Origin of the sequence: Rheinheimera oceanensis, assembly GCF_018831085.1 — a bacterium.
Lineage (GTDB): Bacteria > Pseudomonadota > Gammaproteobacteria > Enterobacterales > Alteromonadaceae > Alishewanella > Alishewanella oceanensis.
The window spans coordinates 114,532-132,091 of sequence record NZ_JAGPNM010000005.1 but is presented as its reverse complement, the minus strand read 5'-3'; the positions used below and the strand labels follow the sequence as shown (position 1 = coordinate 132,091).

The window sequence follows — 17,560 nt, the reverse complement described above, 5'->3', positions numbered from 1 at the left end:
GTTTTATATCAGGCCGGCAGCTCTATACCATGCTCTTTCATTCGTGCCAGTTTATAGCGTAAGGTGCGATCACTGATGCCAAGCCGTTCGGCTACGTCTTTGCGCCGGTTGGCACAGGCTTTCATCGTCGCCAGAATAATACGATGCTCCTGCTCGTGTACGCTGGCTTTAAAACCGGCACCGGCGTCTTCATCTGCGCCCAGATTTGTAGCCGCTACAGGTATGTCATTATCAGCCATAACCGGCAGTTGCATACCGGCCTGCTCCAGCAAAATGTCATCAGCTTCAATACTATCATTCTGGCAGATAATTAAAGCGCGCTGTATTACGTTATCCAGCTCACGCACATTGCCCGGCCAGCTATAGCGGGTTAATTGCAAAGCTGCCGCTTCAGTTAAACGCACTACAGCACGCCCGGCAGTCTGGCAGTGGCGTTGCAGTAAATGCTGCGCCAGCGGTACGATGTCGGCCGGTCTTTCGCATAACGCTGGCCAGCTCAGTGGAAATACATTCAACCGGTAGTATAAATCTTCACGAAACCGGCCCTGCTCCACAGCTTGCTTCAGGTTGCGGTTACTGGTGGCCAATACCCTGACATCCAGTTTAATGGTTTTACGGCTGCCCAGGCGCTCTACTTCGCGTTCTTGTAGCACGCGCAATAATTTGGCCTGCAGGTTTAAATCCATTTCCGTTATTTCATCCAGCAAAATAGTGCCTTGCTGGGCCTGTTCAAACTTGCCGGGGCAACCTGTAATAGCGCCGGTAAAAGCACCTTTCTCGTAACCAAATAAAGTGGATTCCAGCATATTCTCCGGAATGGCAGCGCAATTAATTGCTACAAAGGGCCCGCTGCTGCGCTCGGACAACTGGTGAATATAACGGGCCAGTACTTCTTTGCCTGAGCCGCTGGGGCCGGTAATCATTACACTGGCATCGGTGCGGGCGACTTTAGCGCACAGTGCCAGTAACTGTTTACTGGATGCTGCGGCTACTATGGGTTCAAAACTGGCTACGGGTTCTGCACTGACATAGCGGCTGACAGTATTAAGCAGCACTTCCGGTGAAAATGGCTTTGCCAGATAATCAACAGCTCCCAGCCGGATAGCCTCAACCGCTGCTTGCACCGTGGCATAAGCTGTCATCATCAGCACAGGAATATTCGAATACTGCTCGCGTAAGGTTTTGAGTAGTGTAAGGCCCGAAGCCCCCTGCATTTGCACGTCGCTTATAACCAGTTGTACTGTCTGATGCTTCAGTGTCAGTAAGGCCTGCTCGGCACTGTCAACGGCACATACCTGATACTGCGCCAGCAATAAGGTATCGTGCAGGGCCTCACGCAAACCGGCGTCGTCTTCCACTAATAGTATATGTTGGCTCATATGGCGTTACTCCCGGTTAACCGGCTGCTGCATTGGCAGCAACATTTCAAAGCAGGCGCCCTGCTCTGTCGGAATATATTGCACCGAACCATGATGCGAGTGCGCTACCGCCTGTACCACCGCAAGCCCCAGGCCGGTGCCCTGTGCACGGCCCGTAACAAAGGGTTCAAACAGAGAATCACGCAACGCCGCTGCCACCCCCGGCCCGTTATCGGTAAGGCGCAGCAATAACATATCGTGGTGCTGTTCACTGGGCATGATCTCAAGCCGTATTTGTGTATCAGGCCCGGCTGCCTGAATACTGTTTTGAATAAGATTTTGCAAGGCACCACACAGCGCATTCTGGTTGCCCAGCAGGCAAAGTGCAGGATCACTGCAGTAGAGTGATAAGCGGGTATTGTGTTGCTGTAGCAGTGCTTCAATACTGGTGTTTAGCTGCTCAATTAAAGCCTGGAGTGAGAATGAAGTAACTTGCCGGGCGCTGCCGGAACGGGCAAATAACAGCATATCACTGACCTGCTGCTCTAAATCCTGTAAACGCGATAATAACTTTTGCTGAAACTGCTGTTGTACCTGCAAAGTAGCTCTTGGGTTAGCCAGGTTTTGCGCATAGAGTAAAGCAGCAGATAACGGTGTGCGGATTTGGTGAGCTAATGTTGCCATCATCTTACCCAGAGTGGATAAACGCTGCATATGGCTAAGGCGACTTTGTAATTGCCGAGTTTCGGTCAGATCAGTCAGCATAATAAGCTGGCCCGCCTGCGACGATGCGCCACTTTGCGCCAAAGTGCTTATTTGCAGTTTAACCCGCCGGCCATCCTGCAAGGATACTTCCAGGCCATCATCACTGCGCGGGCGAAAACAACGGCCGATAACGTCCAGCCAGCGCTGTCCGGTAAGCGGCTCCCCCAACAAATTCATTGCCGCCGGATTGGCCTGATACACTACACCACGTTGGTCCAGCAGGATCACTGCAGCAGGTAAAGCCTGTAATACGGCATCGTAGTGAGCGGGCGGTAATAACTGCAATACATTGCGCCCGCTGGCTGCTGCCACAGCTGCAGTATCCGGCAGAGTGCGCAAAGAAAAGTCATATGCGTTGGCCGTTGTCATAATTACCCTTAAACGTTACATTATCGCTAAGGGGTAATGCAGGCATTATGCCAGATAAACTTAAATATTTTTAGCAACTTACAGTGTCAAAAGCCTGACACTAGCGGTTACTGGCTATTATTACTCGTCTTTACCGAGGTTATACTTACGCATTTTTTCTACCAGCGTGGTACGGCGCAGGCCCAGCACTTCAGCAGCCCTGGCCACAACATACTCGTGCCGCTCCAGGGCCTGGGATATAAAGCGGATTTCCAGCCCGGCCAGATATTCTTTTAAGTCCAGCCCCTGATCGGGTAATTCCTGCAGGCCATCGGCAACGGCAAAAAAACCTTCACTATCCGTGTCGTCTTCGTCATCATCTGCAGACTGAAACATCTCGTTTAGTAAATCACGTTCCTGTAAACTTTCAGGATATTGCGGTACATAGCTTTCAATATCCAGATGACGGTATTTAGATGGCAACTCGGCTACATCAACAACCTGGTCCGGGTACATTATAACCATCCGCTCCAGCAAGTTTGCCAGCTCGCGCACATTACCCGGCCAACTGTGCAGTTGCAGGCTTTGCATAGCATATTCGGTAAATTTGACTTTGGCCTGGCTGTATTTTTCCTGGCGTTGTAACAATTCGCTGATCAGCAACGGTATGTCATCGCAGCGCTGGCTAAGCGCAGGGGTTTCAATAGGAAATACATTTAAGCGGTAATACAGATCTTCACGGAAGCAGCCCTCAGCAATCATTTGCTCTAAATCACGGTGCGTGGCGGCAACAATACGCACATCAGCCTTAATGGGCTGAGTGCCACCTACCCGTTCATAAGTACGTTCCTGTAATACTCTTAGCAGCTTTACCTGCATGTTCAGCGGCATATCGCCTATTTCATCTAAAAACAGTGTACCACCCTGCGCCAGCTCAAAACGGCCTTTGCGGGTAGAAATAGCGCCGGTAAAAGCCCCTTTTTCATGGCCAAACAATTCACTTTCCAGCAACTCTGCAGGTATAGCACCACAGTTGATGGGTACAAAAGGCCCGCCCGCCCGATTAGACAATAAGTGAATATTACGCGCTACAACTTCTTTACCGGTACCTGAAGGGCCAAGTACCAATACATTAGCTTCAGTTTTTGCCACTTGCTGAATAAGAAAACGGACCTGCTGCATAGAGGCAGAATTACCCACCATACCGTCAAATTTAGCCGTGTTGTGCTGTTTATGCTGCAGAGGTAACAAGCGATGATACTGCTGGCTGTCACGTAACAGCTGAGTTAAAGAGGCATAAGAGAACGGCTCACTAAGCAGGCCCACGGCATTAGCATATTGCAACAGAGGTTGCAGAGGTTCACCAAGCAGTAAGAACGCCGTTGCCGGATAGCGCAACAGCAGATCAGCATGCTGCTGGCTTTCAAGAGCACCTAGCAGTACCACTGCCGGCTCCTGATTGCCCAGCCGCATCTGTAGTGTCGCCATATCCAGGATCTGGTGCGGCTCATTAATAAAACTTAATACTGTACTGAGCCGGCTGCTGCGGCTGCTTTGTTCATCTACGATATACAGAAAAGGATTATTTACCATGCCACTGCTTTTGTTATGCTTTTTATTGCATTGTACTTTGCGTAGACCAGCTTGCAAGGCAAAACGCTATTTTTTTGACACTGCGTCAAAAAAATAGCGTCATTTTGCACCATTAACTCAGCAGGTTTAATGCTTGTTGTTGCTGCATCCTGGCCTGTAAAGCCACACTGACAGAGGTATTTGCATGAATATCAGCTGCAGCTTTATCGCTGCTGGCGCGGGCAAAATCCAGATCCTCAATCCGGCTGCGCGCCGCTGACTCGGCAATTTGCTGGCCATTTAAATTACTGGCCGCAGAGCTAAAGCTGTTGATGGATGCGCCCGCGTCAGCTTGTAAACCACCAATATAGTACAGCGATTGCTGAATATTGCCAAGCGATGCTGCCGCTGCGTCCGCAGAGCTTAAATCTATACTAAAAATATTCTGTGCGGTTAAACCGGAAACAACGTCTACCGTGCTGAAACTCAAACTGCCGGAGCCAGTGCCAAAGCTCAAAGCACCATCTTGATCAAACAGCTTTTTCCCGGCAAATTCAGTGTTATCAATAATTTGTTGAATATTTGCTGTGTACTGATCAGCCTCGGCCTGCAAAGCCGCACGCTCCTGCTCGCCGTAGATGCCATTGCCGGCAGCCACCGCCAACCGGTTTAATTCGCCGAGGTTATCATTTATGCCCTGCAAGCCCTGTTCATATACCCGCGCAAGTGACACACCATCATACAGGTTACGCTCGCCCTGGCCTTTGCCATTAATACTGCTGCTTAGCTGATTAGCTATTTGCAAACCGGCTGCATCATCGGCAGCACTGGTAATACGTTTTGCCGCAGCCAGCTTTTTTAACAGGCTGTCCTGCTGTAACTGGGCCTGATTTAATGTATTTAAACTGCCGGGGGTATTAAGTTTCATCTTGGCACCACTTTGTCTTTAAAACTGGTTATAGTTTAGTCAAAGCGACGGTAAACCGCTATTAATTAAAATCAGCGCAAAAACTAAGCCGATGTATTAGTATTAAAGTGTTTGAACTGAATATGTTAGCTCTGGCGGCACAGTTTATGCTAATGTCATTTTAAACAGCATTTCGCACAAAAGTGGTTCCTGAGGGCAGCTTATGTTTAACGGCAAAACAATTCTAATTACCGGTGGTACCGGCTCATTCGGCCATAAGTACACCGAAACTCTGCTTGCACGCTATAAGCCGAAAAAAATTATTATTTACTCCCGTGATGAACTAAAACAGTACGAAATGCAGCAAAAGTTTAACCAAAGCTGTATGCGCTATTTTATCGGCGATGTGCGCGATGAACACCGGCTGGTGCGCGCCATGCACGGCGTGGATTACGTTATCCACGCGGCAGCGCTGAAACAGGTACCAGCAGCCGAATATAACCCGATGGAATGTATTAAAACCAATATTAACGGCGCTGAACACGTGATCAACGCGGCGATAGAAAATGGTGTAGAAAAAGTCATCGCACTGTCTACCGATAAAGCCGCTAACCCGGTTAACTTATATGGCGCCACTAAGCTGGCTTCCGATAAGCTGTTTATTGCTGCGAATAACATCTCCGGCGGTGCCAAACCGCGTTTTTCGGTAGTGCGCTACGGTAATGTGGTCGGTTCGCGTGGTTCAGTGGTGCCGTTTTTTCAACAGCTGCTGGCACAGGGCACCGACCATATTCCGGTTACCCACCTGGAGATGACCCGGTTTTGGATCAGCCTGCAGCAAGGTGTCGATTTTGTATTAAAGAACTTTGAGCGCATGCTTGGCGGTGAAATTTTTGTACCGAAAATTCCGTCTATCCGTATTGTCGATTTGGCCAAAGCCATGGCCCCGCATTTACCTGTAAAAGAGGTAGGCATTCGCCCCGGTGAGAAATTACACGAGATGATGTGTCCGGGCGATATGTCCTATCACACCTTTGAATTTGACGATCACTTTGTCATTGCCCCGGCAATTAAGTTTTTTAACCGTAGTAATGATTTCTCCAGCAATGCATTGCAGGAACAAGGCAAACTGGTTACACCGGGTTTTGAATATGTGTCTGACAGCAACCCTGATTTTCTTAGTGTCGAGCAGATGCGTCAGTTTAATCAGGAAGCAATGCTGTGATCCCCTATGGCCGCCAGCATATTAGCCAGGCAGATATTGATGCTGTAACCCAGGTACTGCAAAGTGACTTTTTAACCCAGGGGCCGGCCGTACCGGCGTTTGAGCAACGTTTGTGTGAGCTGACTACCGCGCAGCATGCCGTAGCGGTAAACAGTGCCACATCGGCTTTGCATATTGCTTGCCTGGCACTGGGCGTGGGCCCGGGCAGCCGGGTTTGGACATCGCCCGTCAGCTTTGTCGCCTCGGCCAATTGCGCGCGTTACTGCGGCGCTGCGGTCGACTTTGTCGACATAGAGCCCGACACCGGCAATATGGCGGTGGATAAGTTACGACAAAAGCTGGAACTGGCCCGTAGCAATGACAACCTGCCGCAAGTGGTAATACCGGTGCATTTGGCCGGTGCCAGCTGCGATATGCAGCAAATACATTATCTGGCCAATGAGTTTGGTTTCAGCATTATTGAAGATGCGTCGCATGCGGTGGGCGCCAGTTATCAGGATGAGCCGGTCGGCAATTGCCGCTACAGCGACATTACCGTATTTAGCTTTCATCCGGTAAAAATTATCACTACCGCCGAAGGCGGTATGGCACTGACCAATAACACTGAACTGGCGGATAAAATGCGCCTGCTGCGCAGCCACGGCATCAGTCGCGATGAAAACCTGATGACCGAGCCTGCCCATGGCGCCTGGTATTATCAGCAATTGCTGTTGGGTTTTAATTACCGCATGACCGACATTCAGGCCGCACTGGGTTTAAGCCAAAGCCTGCGTTTATTACCTATTATTCAAAAACGTCAGTTGCTGGCAGCTAACTATAACCGCTTGCTGGCCGAACTACCGCTTGGTTTACCAGCGCTGGATGATATTAATATCAGCGCCTGGCATTTATATATTGTCCGGCTGGATGACAAAACCAAACGCAAAACGGTATTTGACGGCCTGCGCGCTGCCGGCATTGGCGTAAATGTGCATTATATTCCGATCCATACCCAGCCGTACTACCAGCAACTGGGCTTTGACTGGGGCGATTTTCCTGTAGCAGAAGATTTTTATGAGCGCATTATCAGCCTGCCGATGTTTCCCGAGCTCAGCGGTGAGCAACAGCAATATATTGCCGATAAACTGGCAGAGCTGCTGCAATGAGAGTGGCCATTATTCCGGCGCGTGGCGGCAGTAAGCGCATACCACGCAAAAACATTAAAACTTTTTGCGGCCAGCCAATGCTGGCTTATCCGATCCAGGCAGCGCTCAACAGTGGCGTAGTGGATAAAGTGGTGGTTTCCACCGATGATGCAGAAATAGCCGCTATAGCCAGGCACTACGGCGCCGAAACACCTTTTATGCGCAAAGCAGAGTTGGCAGATGATTTTACCGGCACCACAGAGGTTATCCGCAACGCCATTACAGAGCTGCAGCAACTGGGCTGGCCGCTAAGCAGCTGTGCCTGCATTTATGCCACTACTCCGCTGTTAAACAGTGAGCGCATTGCCACGGCATACCAGTTGCTGTTAAACAGCAAAGCAGATTATGTCTTTAGCGCGGCCCGTTTCTCTTTTCCTATTCAGCGCGCCCTGCTGCAAACTGCTGAGGGCGGCGTAGTGCCATTTGACGCTGGCAGCATTATGCAACGCTCGCAAGACCTGGCCGAAACCTTCCATGATGCCGGCCAACTATATTGGGCAACGGCTGATACCTGGCTGGATAGCGGCAAGGCCATATTCGGCACCGGTTCCAGAATGCTGCTGTTACCGGCGCATTTAGTGCAGGATATCGATACGGTTGAAGACTGGCAGCGCGCCGAGCTGTTGTACCAACTGCTGCAGGCGCCTGCGCAGTGAAAGTGCTGTTTCGCACCGACGCTTCGGTAACTCTGGGATCAGGCCATGTTATGCGTTGCCTGACGCTGGCACATGCTTTGAAAAAAACAGGCGCCAGCTGTGATTTTGCCTGCCGGATAACATCCGGCCATTTGGCTGATGTTATCCGCAGCCAGGGCTTTAACGTACTGCCGTTACCGGACATTCTGCTCAATCAAACTGAAGATGCAACAGCGACTCTGGCGCAGTTAAGCCAAAATTATACGCTGTTGGTGGTGGATCACTATGCGCTGGCAGCTGACTACTGCCGGATGCTGCGAGCCAGATGCCGGTATATTCTGCAAATAGATGACCTGGCCAACCGCAGCTATGACTGCGACCTGCTGCTGGATCAAAACCTGGTAGCCAACGCAGAGCAGCATTACAGCAAATGGTTGCCAACGCATTGCCAGGCGCTGCTGGGGCCGCGTTATGCCTTGCTGCGTGAAGAGTTTTATCAAAGCGCGGCGCCACGCGACCGCAACGTTAACAGCAACCGCATCCTGATTGGCTTTGGCGGCAGCGACGAGCAAAATTTAACCGCCCTGGCAATTGAGGCTGTAGATAAACTAAAGCTTCCCGGCATTTCTGCCGATATAGTAATTGGAGCGAATAATCCGTGGCATGCAGACATTAAGCAACTTACTGCAAGCCTGCCCGATATGCAGTTACATGTGCAATGTAACTATATGGCGAAGTTAATGCATCAGGCGCGACTCATGCTTGGTGGTGGTGGTGCCAGCCATTGGGAAAGGTGTATTAGTGCTCTGCCGGGCTTGGTTGTTACCGTTGCCGAAAATCAGCAGGCGGCAACGGCTTATCTTGACCAGCTTGGCGCCTGTGTGTGGTTGGGACAGGCTGCAGATATGTCAGCAGAGTTCTTTGCAGAGCAACTGTGCTATTACCTGTCGCAACCGGCACTGCTTGATAGTATGGGCCAAACGGCAGCCGGTCTGATACCGGCTGCCGCAGGCACACCACTGGTAGTTGAAACTATAATGAAGACACTGAATAACGGACATCCGTAACGAGGATAAGCAATGGCTGTAATTATGCTTGGCAAACACGCGATAGGGCCGGACCAGCCGCCATTTATTATTGCCGAATTGTCCGGTAACCATGATCAAAGCCTGGACAAGGCCTTGTTAATGGTTGAGGCGGCAGCAAAATGTGGTGCTGACGCGATAAAGCTGCAAACCTATACCCCGGATACCATTACGCTGAACCTGCACCAGAACGAATTTTTTATTGATAACCCCGACAGCCTTTGGCACGGCAGCTCACTGTACAGCCTGTATCAGCAAGCGATGACCCCGTGGGAGTGGCACAAACCGCTGTTCGACCGCGCAAAAGAGTTAGGCATGCTGGCGTTCAGCTCACCGTTTGATTTAACCGCGGTAGACTATCTGGAACAGCTGGATGTGCCTTGCTATAAAATTGCCTCGTTTGAAAATATCGATCACGGTTTAATCGCCGCCGTTGCCCGCACCGGTAAGCCGGTGATCATATCTACCGGCATGGCCACCCAAGTTGAACTGGCTGAAGCCGTTGAAGTACTGCAACGTAACGGTTGCCGTGACATCATCTTATTAAAATGCACCAGCAATTACCCGGCGCGCCCTATCGACGCCAACTTACATACTATTCCGCACCTGGCGGAACTGTTTGGCTGTCAGGTCGGCTTATCTGATCACACCGCCGGTATTGGTGTCAGCGTCGCTGCCGTGGCGTTGGGTGCAACCGTGATAGAAAAACACTTTGTGTTAGACCGCAGTGAAGGCGGCATTGATGCGGCTTTTTCCATGGAGCCGGCCGAATTCAGCCTGCTGGTATCAGAATGCCGTAAAGCGAAAGATGCCTTAGGTAAAGTGCATTACGGCTGTACCGACAAAGAAGTTGCCTCACGGGTACACCGCCGCTCACTCTATATTGCCAAAGATATGCAAGCCGGTGATATTTTTACTGCAGATAACCTGCGCTCTGTACGGCCAGGGCTTGGCCTGGCGCCGAAGTACCTGCCACAGTTTCTTGGCCGTCAGGTCAAACAAGATGTGGCGATGGGCACCCCGCTAAGCTGGGAGTTAATCTAAGACATGACGGCGTCTGTCCGGCTCCGCCTTGCCACTTTGGCCGACGCTGAACGCCTGTTGCACTGGCGTAATGACGCCGACACACGCCGGTTCAGTCTTAACCCAGAGCAGGTTACTGAGCTGCAGCACAGGCACTGGTTACAACAAAGCCTGAGTAATCCGCAACGCCGGCTGTATATTGCAGAATATGCCGATCAGCCTGTCGGCACTGTCAGAGTAGATTCAACAGCAGACAGTCATCGTATTTCCTGGACATTAGCTGCGGAGTATCGCGGCAAAGGCCTGGCTAAAGCTATGGTTAAATTATTGGTAAGCCAACTAACAGGAACAATAGTCGCTGAAATTCTGCCCGGCAATACAGCATCAGTAAAGGTTGCGCAACATGCCGGATTAACCTATCAAAGTACGCACAATGGCATTCTGTATTATGCATACCAGACGCCGGATTAATATTCGCATTACACTGCAACAGGATATGTTATGAAAGGAATTCTTCTGGCCGGTGGCACCGGCAGCCGGCTATACCCTATTACGCTGGGCATTTCCAAGCAGTTGTTGCCTATTCATAACAAGCCGATGATTTACTATTCGTTATCGGTATTAATGCTGGCCGGTATCCGCGATATTTTGCTGATCTCCACCCAAGAACAGCAGGCCGCGTTTCAACGCCTGCTCGGCGATGGCAGTAAGTTTGGTATCAGCCTGCAATACGCTGTGCAGCATAAACCTGAAGGTATTGCTCAGGCGTTCTTAATTGCAGAGCCGTTTATTGGCAATGACGATGTTTGTCTGGTACTGGGCGACAACATCTTTTACGGCCAGGGTTTTACCCCCAAACTCCATCAGGCCAAAGGCCGTTTACCCGGGGCGGTGATTTTTGGTTATCAGGTAAAAGACCCCGAGCGTTTTGGCGTGGTTAAATTTGACGCCGACTTTCAGGTGCAATCGATAGAAGAAAAACCGGCGCAGCCGCAAAGTAAATATGCCGTTACCGGGCTGTACTTTTACGATAATAATGTAGTCGACATTACCAAAACCCTGCGCCCTTCAGCACGCGGCGAGCTTGAAATTACAGCGGTTAATCAGGCCTATCTGGCGCGCAAACAACTAAAAATTGAGTTGCTTGGCCGTGGTTTTGCCTGGTTGGATACCGGCACTCATGAGAGCTTGTCAGAAGCCTCTACCTTTGTCGAAACCATCGAAAAACGCCAGGGCTATCAAATTGCCTGTCTGGAAGAAATCGCCCACCTCAATGGCTGGCTGTCGCACAATGACGTGTTGCAGCGTTTGCAGGCGATGCCCGATTGCAGCTACAAAGATTATTTGGCTGAGCTGCTAAAAATAACGCCTTAGCGTTACGACTCTGCCGGCATATCGCCGTTCAGCGCTGTAACGCCTGCGTTAAAGCTGCAATAACCAATTGCTGTTGTTGCTCGCTGATCCCGCACCACAAGGGTAAGCGTATTAACGCCTGCGGCAGGCTGTCAGTGTACGTCATAGGACCGTGCACGCGACCAAACCGCCGCCCGGCGGTTGAGGAATGCAAGGGTACATAGTGAAACACGGCATGCACACCTTGCTGTTTCATCAACTCCAGCACCTTTTGCCGCTCAATGTCCGGCGATAACAGTACATAGTACATATGCGCATTATGCTCACAATCTGCCGGCACCACAGGCCGCCTGAGCAGACCGGCGATTTCCAATGGTTGCAGCGCTTTGTGATACAGCTGCCAGCTTTGCATCCGGCTGGCCGTTATCGCCTGCGCCTGCTCCAGCTGCGCCCAGAGAAAGGCAGAGATCAGCTCACCGGGTAAAAAGGATGAACCGTAGTCATGCCAGGTGTATTTATCAATCTCACCGCGGAAAAACTGGCTACGGTTAGTGCCCTTTTCGCGGATAATTTCTGCCCGCAAAATCAACTGCGCATCATTAACCAGTAAAGCACCGCCTTCACCGGAAATAATATTTTTGGTTTCGTGAAAACTGTATGCCCCCATGGCGCCAATGCTGCCCAACGCCCGCCCCTTGTATCTGGCCATCACGCCCTGAGCGGCATCTTCTACCACCTTAAGCCCGTGCCGGCCGGCTATGGCGCAAATAGTATCCATCTCGCAGGCCACGCCGGCATAATGCACCGGTACTATGGCTTTGGTTTTGCCGGTAATCGCCGCTTCAATCAGGGTTTCATCGAGGTTTAACGTATCCGGCCGGATATCCACAAACACCGGACAGGCACCGCGCAGCACAAAGGCATTAGCAGTTGAGACAAAGGTATAGGACGGCATGATCACTTCATCACCGGGCTTAATATCCAGTAATAATGCCGCCATCTCCAGCGCCGCGGTGCAGGAGTTGGTCAACAGCACTTTGGCACTGCCGCTGTTTTTCTCCAACCAGTTGTGGCACTGTTTGGTAAAAGGGCCGTCGCCGGCCAATTTGCCGTTAAAGTGCGCTTCCGAAATATAGTGCAGCTCTTTACCTGTCATGTACGGCCAGTTAAATGGGATCATGGCATTCTCACTTTATAAATACGCTAAGGCATCCGGCCCGGTGTTAAACAGCAAATCCAGTACTGTCACCGCATGCTCAAACGGCTGCTGCAACTGTGGATAAGGCGGATAATGCTGGTATTGCATCCACTGCACGGTTATACCCTGTTGCTTAAACAGCTCAGTGTCCAGATAAGCTTGCGCCGCCGGGCCGCTGAGGTAGTGTGTGGCGTTAAAATGCTGACAAATATCCAGCAGACGCTGATTCCGCTCTGTACTGAGTTGCAGAGATTCGGCTTTAACCAGGGTGGTTTTTATCTGCAGCAGCTCACACAACAACGTAATAAAGCTTTGATTAAGATCTGAAAGATAGCGCCAGTCACGGCGATAGAAGTCTTCAAGCTGCGCGGCATAACGGTCAAAATAAGCCGCCTTGCGGTAATTTTGCTGCAGGGTTTTCCAATGTTTGGCTTGCCAACTGTTGCCGGCCAGTTCAATTTGATTAATCGGTTGCCCCAAATGGCGGTGTAATACCGGCACGGTTAACCACTGCGGCCCGGCCGGGGTTTGGATTTTATTGCGGTTACGCCAGTCATTCTTGGTGTACTGCACTATGTCGTAAAACACGAAATAGTCCGCGCGGCGGATCATGTCAAAGTAACCTTTCCACGGCATATAATTTGACTGACAAACCGCAACAGTGATCATAGCCGGATCCCTGTGTCCTGATGTGTGCTCACCACCCGCGCCGGGCTGCCAATATATTTGCCAGCCAATGCGGTGTCGTGCAATACCAGCGCAGATGCGCCGATAAGCGACTCATCAGCAATATGCAGTTGCTGGATCACAACAGCGTTAAAGCCAAAAAAGCACAGATCGCCAATCCGGCAACAGCCGCCAATAGTAGTGCCGGCGGCAACAAAATTGTGGCTGCCAACAGTGCTGTCGTGGCACAAGGTGCTGGACGACCACAACAGATTGTTATCACCCAATACACAAAACGGCTCAATTACCACGTTGGCCATAATCACGCTGTTGTCGCCCAACACCACGCTGCTGTCTACCACAGCCGCGGGGCTGATATAGCTGTAAAAGCGCCGGCCGTCGGCTTTTAAACGCAAAAACAGCTGCTGCCTGGCACGCATGTCGCTGTAGCCAACAGCACAGAGTAGTTTAATGTTGTCTGTAGCCAGATGCTGCTCCAGCTCCTGATAAGCGTATACCGGCTTACCCTCAAACTGCTCGCAGGTCTTGTAAGCGGCGTCCACCGTAAACGCCACCACTTTATCTCTGGTAGTAGTTTCTATCAGATGGTGCAGTAAGCGCGCCAGCGGCCCGGTACCGAAAATAATCAGCTGTTGCATCGGCTATTCCTGCCCGGGTTTATACAGCCGCTGCTCCGGCGGCAAATAAAACTCATCCAGGCTAATCGGCATACGAACATTCATACCAACAAGGCGGCGACCATCTTCACCCAGGCTGTCAATTTGCTGCCGGGTTAACAGCCTGGGGAAGTCAAAGCGCTGGCGCATATAAGGCCGGCATAAATTAATGGTCAATGCATGCCGCGTGTAATTATCCTGATTTACGCCGGCAGCATGCACCAGCCTGGCATTAAAAATAACCATATCGCCGGCCTGACACAGCAACCGTTTTGCCTGCTGATAAAATAATGCCTCAGAGGGCAGCTCTGCCAACCGGTGTGAGCCCGGCAAATACCAGGTGGCGCCGTTTTGCAGGGTAAAGTCGTTCAGCGGTAAAATAACACCAACATTGGTAGTGTAGTTGTCTATCCAACGCGGGCAGTCGACATGCACCCGGCTGCCGTAATTGCCCTGACCGGGCACCAGGCTGGATGACTGGTAAGCGTAAATAATACAATGCGGTGTAAACAGCGCCTTAATGTAGTGATTCAGCAGCGGATGATCCAACACAGCACACATCTGTTTGCCGCGGGTCATGCAGTTATGTACCATACCGGCGTCAAACACATCCGGCCTTTGCTGCGCATCTTCAGCAATAGCAGCTTCCAGCTCTTGTTGCAGGGCACCGAGCCAGGTTTTGTCCAGCACTTGTGGAATAACGACCACACCTTGCTGGTCAAATTGCTGCTGTAGCAAGCTTAAATCCATCTGCGTTACCTACCGGCGTTATTTCGTCATCACAAAACGAAGATACTTATACAGCTGATCAGACAGCGGGCGCATCGACAGCAAATATTCTTCAATCAGTTGCGCCTGTCCGTCCGGTTTCTGATTAACCCACTCGCCCTGGTTAACAAACCACTCAAATTCTACTTTGCATGAGCTAAAACCAATGTCTGTTGCCACCTGCATCACTTCACTGGCTAAAAAGCCTTTGCTCACCGTTTTACCGGGCTCTGCCTGCTCCAGCTTAGCCGCATCCATGCCAAACTGGCTGTGATAATGCTCGCCATTATGCAGGGCGCCTTTAATCTCGCGCTGAATTTGGCCGGAGAACAGCTGTTGCTGCGCCAGGCTGGCAGTTTTTTCCATCGCCAGAATAAACTCACGGTTTGGATTAAGATCGGTGTAGAACACGCCGCCGGGTTTCAACACCCGAAAGGCTTCCTGTAAAAACGTTTTGTAGTCAAACAGGTGGTCCATAAAGGAGTAAGCGGTGGCAAAATCAAAGTGATTATCCGGGAAAGGCGTTGACTCGGCTAAAGCTTCGCACAAGCTAATGTTGCCGGGTGTCAGATCTACCTGTGCCATCATCTGCTGCGTAATATCTACCCCAACCACTTCAGTAAACAAGTCGTGGCTTAGTCCGATAACAAAACCGGTGCCACAACCAAAATCAATCATGCGCTGACGCTGCGGCAAGCTGTTACAAATACCCTGAATGATATTGCGTACTTTACGCTTATTTTCCGGCCGGAAATGCGGGCTTTTGTTGTACTCGTCTTTTTCAACCAAAAAAGCGTGCACATAGCGATTCGACTCCAGCACCTGTGCCATCTGCTCAGTTAAGTTTACTTTAGTCACAGCTTACCCCTTCTTTATCATAAATCGGTGTGTACAAAACCGGGCCGGTTAAACAGCGGGCTTGAAGACAGCATAGTGATCAACTCAGTAATGTCGGACCGTTGCTCGACAATAGCGGCGGCTTTTTGTAATGCTTGTAGTGATTGCTGCTGCAGATAGTCTTCTGAGGCTATCAGCTGCAGTATCTCCTGTTTAATATCGGCATAGGAGTCAAAACCGCTACCTGCCACCGAATATACATCACAATGCTTTAACGTTAGCACCGGCAAACCGGCCCGCATGGCATACAATGCCGAATGTCCGCCACCGACCCGGGGATAGTTCAAAAAGGCATGGCAGTCGGCCAGAACGGTAGTCAGTTCACTTTGAAACCCTTTAGACTCGGCATGTTGCAACAAAAAAGCATACTTCTGACACCAATCCGGGTAGTTAGCAAACTCACCAATAAAGATAAAACGTACATTAAACGGCAGCAAGGTAGCGAGGAAGCGGAAAAAATCATCTTTGAGTTCAATATCCAACCGGTTGCCGATAATGGCAATATTAAAAGGACCATCACTCAACGATGGCTTAGCCGCATCTGAGCGGCTGATTTTCGGCACCATCCTGTAATCGAGGATCCCGTGCAGAAAATCAGTGTCAGTAATTGTTACGCCATCGCGGGATATACTGGGATCGGCCAGGCGAAACTGGCTTAAAGTATGCGGTAATCTGGCAACTGTAGGCACGACAACATTGGGTACCAATTGACTACACATATCGGCAAGGATACTTTCGCCTACCGTGACACAGAAATAAGGCCGGTAAGAGTTGACTAAATTCAGCACACTGAGCATTTCATTCGCATTGGGCATATTGTCTGACAACTGCACATAGTTGAAACTAACGCCTTCGTATTCAATAAGATCGGTATTAAAGTTCGCTCTGTTCGCATAAGCCGCACCAAACCACGGCACAGACCCTTGCCTGGGCATCAGTTCACAACTATCAATCATCACCGCCTGCATACCCTGTGCAGATAAATCTTTTATGATATCCAGCGCAATTTTACTGGGCGCATGCCTGATGCCGAGAAACTGCGCCAGAAATACAAATACCAACTTAGTATCGCGCCGGGTTATATCGATAAAAGGTTGTTGCAAATTAATAGCATGGCACATCGCACGTACTATGCTCTGATAGCCCGCCAGGCGCATGGCAAAATCAGATTTGTCTTTGGTTTTACCGTTAAAATCCAGCGACGCTATCTGGTTGTAGATAAAGAACTGCTCTGTGACTGAGAATCGCCGGTCAGACACCAGCGCCCACAGCGCCTGAAGATCACAATGTTGGTCGCCAAGGCCCAATGCCAGGCTTTTAAAATAAGCATTGCCGTAATGATTTAGCTGCTCTGAGTAGTAACTTAACAACCTTATCTGTACAAAAGCCGAAAACGCACACTGCTGTACCGACAGCTGCTGTATCAGTTCATCGGTTAAGCTGCTGATGGTATCAATATCGGCAATATCAGTAATACGGGCATCAAGCATAAAGTAGTCTTTGAACCGCGCTAATGCCGGGCTAAGCAGCGGCTCCTGCAGTGCAATGGCAAAAGCCGGCAACGCTGTGCCACAGGCCGCCAGCTGCGCGGCATCAGTCACAGTTAACTGCTGCGGGTTCTGTTCGCTGTATTGTACCCTGCGGCATAACTCAGGAAAGAATTGCTCCAATTGCGTTTTAACCAGCATGCTGTTGGTGGCAATACTTAAGCTGGTAAAACTCTGATAATGCTGGCGTAACGCGCTAAGTACAGGTTCAATGTAGTTATCAAGCTGCAACTGCAGCCATATTACTGTCCGGGCGGGGAAAACGATTTCTGTTTCAACGCAGGGTAACTCTTGCTGTTGAATGTCGATAAAAAAAATACCATGCGTTACATTTGCTGCGACCATCTGTCGG

Annotated in this window: 17 protein-coding genes; 7 read left to right on the top strand and 10 right to left on the bottom strand. The window is 50.4% G+C overall.

What is annotated here, in order from left to right; genetic code table 11:
* Positions 1 to 8 precede the first annotated feature (8 nt).
* From J3B89_RS12480 to J3B89_RS12465, 4 genes are all read right to left on the bottom strand, one after another.
* Complete coding sequence (locus tag J3B89_RS12480) at positions 9 to 1,379, bottom strand: sigma-54-dependent transcriptional regulator (protein ID WP_215397900.1); 1,371 nt, start codon at positions 1,377 to 1,379, stop codon at positions 9 to 11.
* A 6-nt stretch (positions 1,380 to 1,385) separates the two neighbouring features.
* On the bottom strand, positions 1,386 to 2,492 hold the full coding sequence (locus J3B89_RS12475) for a sensor histidine kinase (protein WP_215397899.1): 1,107 nt from the start codon (positions 2,490 to 2,492) through the stop codon (positions 1,386 to 1,388).
* 120 nt (positions 2,493 to 2,612) lie between these two features.
* Positions 2,613 to 4,064 (bottom strand): sigma-54 dependent transcriptional regulator, encoded by a 1,452-nt coding sequence (locus tag J3B89_RS12470; protein ID WP_215397898.1) that lies wholly within the window; start codon positions 4,062 to 4,064, stop codon positions 2,613 to 2,615.
* A 112-nt stretch (positions 4,065 to 4,176) separates the two neighbouring features.
* On the bottom strand, positions 4,177 to 4,971 hold the full coding sequence (locus J3B89_RS12465) for a flagellin (RefSeq protein WP_215397897.1): 795 nt from the start codon (positions 4,969 to 4,971) through the stop codon (positions 4,177 to 4,179).
* Positions 4,972 to 5,173: 202 nt separating this feature from the next.
* Between J3B89_RS12465 and pseB the strand changes: the two genes are divergently transcribed.
* From pseB to rfbA, 7 genes are read left to right on the top strand one after another with little or no spacing between them, the layout of a single operon-like run.
* Positions 5,174 to 6,175: a UDP-N-acetylglucosamine 4,6-dehydratase (inverting) gene (pseB, locus tag J3B89_RS12460; RefSeq protein WP_215397896.1), complete on the top strand. Its 1,002-nt coding sequence runs from the start codon at positions 5,174 to 5,176 to the stop codon at positions 6,173 to 6,175.
* Positions 6,172 to 7,320 (top strand): UDP-4-amino-4,6-dideoxy-N-acetyl-beta-L-altrosamine transaminase, encoded by a 1,149-nt coding sequence (gene pseC / locus J3B89_RS12455; RefSeq protein WP_215397895.1) that lies wholly within the window; start codon positions 6,172 to 6,174, stop codon positions 7,318 to 7,320. Before pseB ends, pseC begins: the two co-directional genes overlap by 4 nt.
* Positions 7,317 to 8,015 (top strand): pseudaminic acid cytidylyltransferase, encoded by a 699-nt coding sequence (gene pseF, locus J3B89_RS12450; protein ID WP_215397894.1) that lies wholly within the window; start codon positions 7,317 to 7,319, stop codon positions 8,013 to 8,015. The genes pseC and pseF overlap by 4 nt, the downstream gene beginning before the upstream one ends.
* The gene (gene pseG, locus J3B89_RS12445) at positions 8,012 to 9,061 is read left to right on the top strand and encodes a UDP-2,4-diacetamido-2,4,6-trideoxy-beta-L-altropyranose hydrolase (RefSeq protein WP_215397893.1); all 1,050 of its coding nucleotides are present in this window, start codon (positions 8,012 to 8,014) and stop codon (positions 9,059 to 9,061) included. The genes pseF and pseG overlap by 4 nt, the downstream gene beginning before the upstream one ends.
* A gap of 12 nt (positions 9,062 to 9,073) precedes the next feature.
* Positions 9,074 to 10,123 carry a pseudaminic acid synthase gene (pseI, locus tag J3B89_RS12440; RefSeq protein ID WP_215397892.1) on the top strand — a complete coding sequence of 350 codons (1,050 nt, stop codon included), beginning with the start codon at positions 9,074 to 9,076 and terminating at the stop codon, positions 10,121 to 10,123.
* 3 nt (positions 10,124 to 10,126) lie between these two features.
* Positions 10,127 to 10,573 carry a GNAT family N-acetyltransferase gene (locus J3B89_RS12435; protein WP_215397891.1) on the top strand — a complete coding sequence of 149 codons (447 nt, stop codon included), beginning with the start codon at positions 10,127 to 10,129 and terminating at the stop codon, positions 10,571 to 10,573.
* A gap of 30 nt (positions 10,574 to 10,603) precedes the next feature.
* Positions 10,604 to 11,476 (top strand): glucose-1-phosphate thymidylyltransferase RfbA, encoded by an 873-nt coding sequence (gene rfbA, locus J3B89_RS12430; protein WP_215397890.1) that lies wholly within the window; start codon positions 10,604 to 10,606, stop codon positions 11,474 to 11,476.
* Positions 11,477 to 11,504: 28 nt separating this feature from the next.
* On the opposite strand, the gene rffA is transcribed toward rfbA, so the two are convergent.
* The 6 genes from rffA to J3B89_RS12400 are packed head-to-tail and all read right to left on the bottom strand — an operon-like array spanning position 11,505 to position 17,553.
* Positions 11,505 to 12,635: a dTDP-4-amino-4,6-dideoxygalactose transaminase gene (gene rffA / locus J3B89_RS12425; protein ID WP_215397889.1), complete on the bottom strand. Its 1,131-nt coding sequence runs from the start codon at positions 12,633 to 12,635 to the stop codon at positions 11,505 to 11,507.
* Positions 12,636 to 12,647: 12 nt separating this feature from the next.
* Positions 12,648 to 13,322, bottom strand: coding sequence for a WbqC family protein (locus J3B89_RS12420; protein WP_215397888.1), 675 nt, complete (start codon positions 13,320 to 13,322; stop codon positions 12,648 to 12,650).
* A complete protein-coding gene (locus J3B89_RS12415) occupies positions 13,319 to 13,978 on the bottom strand; it encodes an acetyltransferase (RefSeq protein ID WP_215397887.1) in 660 nt (219 codons plus the stop codon). The genes J3B89_RS12420 and J3B89_RS12415 overlap by 4 nt, the downstream gene beginning before the upstream one ends.
* A gap of 3 nt (positions 13,979 to 13,981) precedes the next feature.
* On the bottom strand, positions 13,982 to 14,746 hold the full coding sequence (locus J3B89_RS12410) for a phytanoyl-CoA dioxygenase family protein (protein WP_215397886.1): 765 nt from the start codon (positions 14,744 to 14,746) through the stop codon (positions 13,982 to 13,984).
* A gap of 18 nt (positions 14,747 to 14,764) precedes the next feature.
* Positions 14,765 to 15,622, bottom strand: coding sequence for a class I SAM-dependent methyltransferase (locus J3B89_RS12405; RefSeq protein WP_215397885.1), 858 nt, complete (start codon positions 15,620 to 15,622; stop codon positions 14,765 to 14,767).
* Between the two features lie 17 nt (positions 15,623 to 15,639).
* Positions 15,640 to 17,553 carry a hypothetical protein gene (locus tag J3B89_RS12400; protein WP_215397884.1) on the bottom strand — a complete coding sequence of 638 codons (1,914 nt, stop codon included), beginning with the start codon at positions 17,551 to 17,553 and terminating at the stop codon, positions 15,640 to 15,642.
* Positions 17,554 to 17,560: the final 7 nt, after the last annotated feature.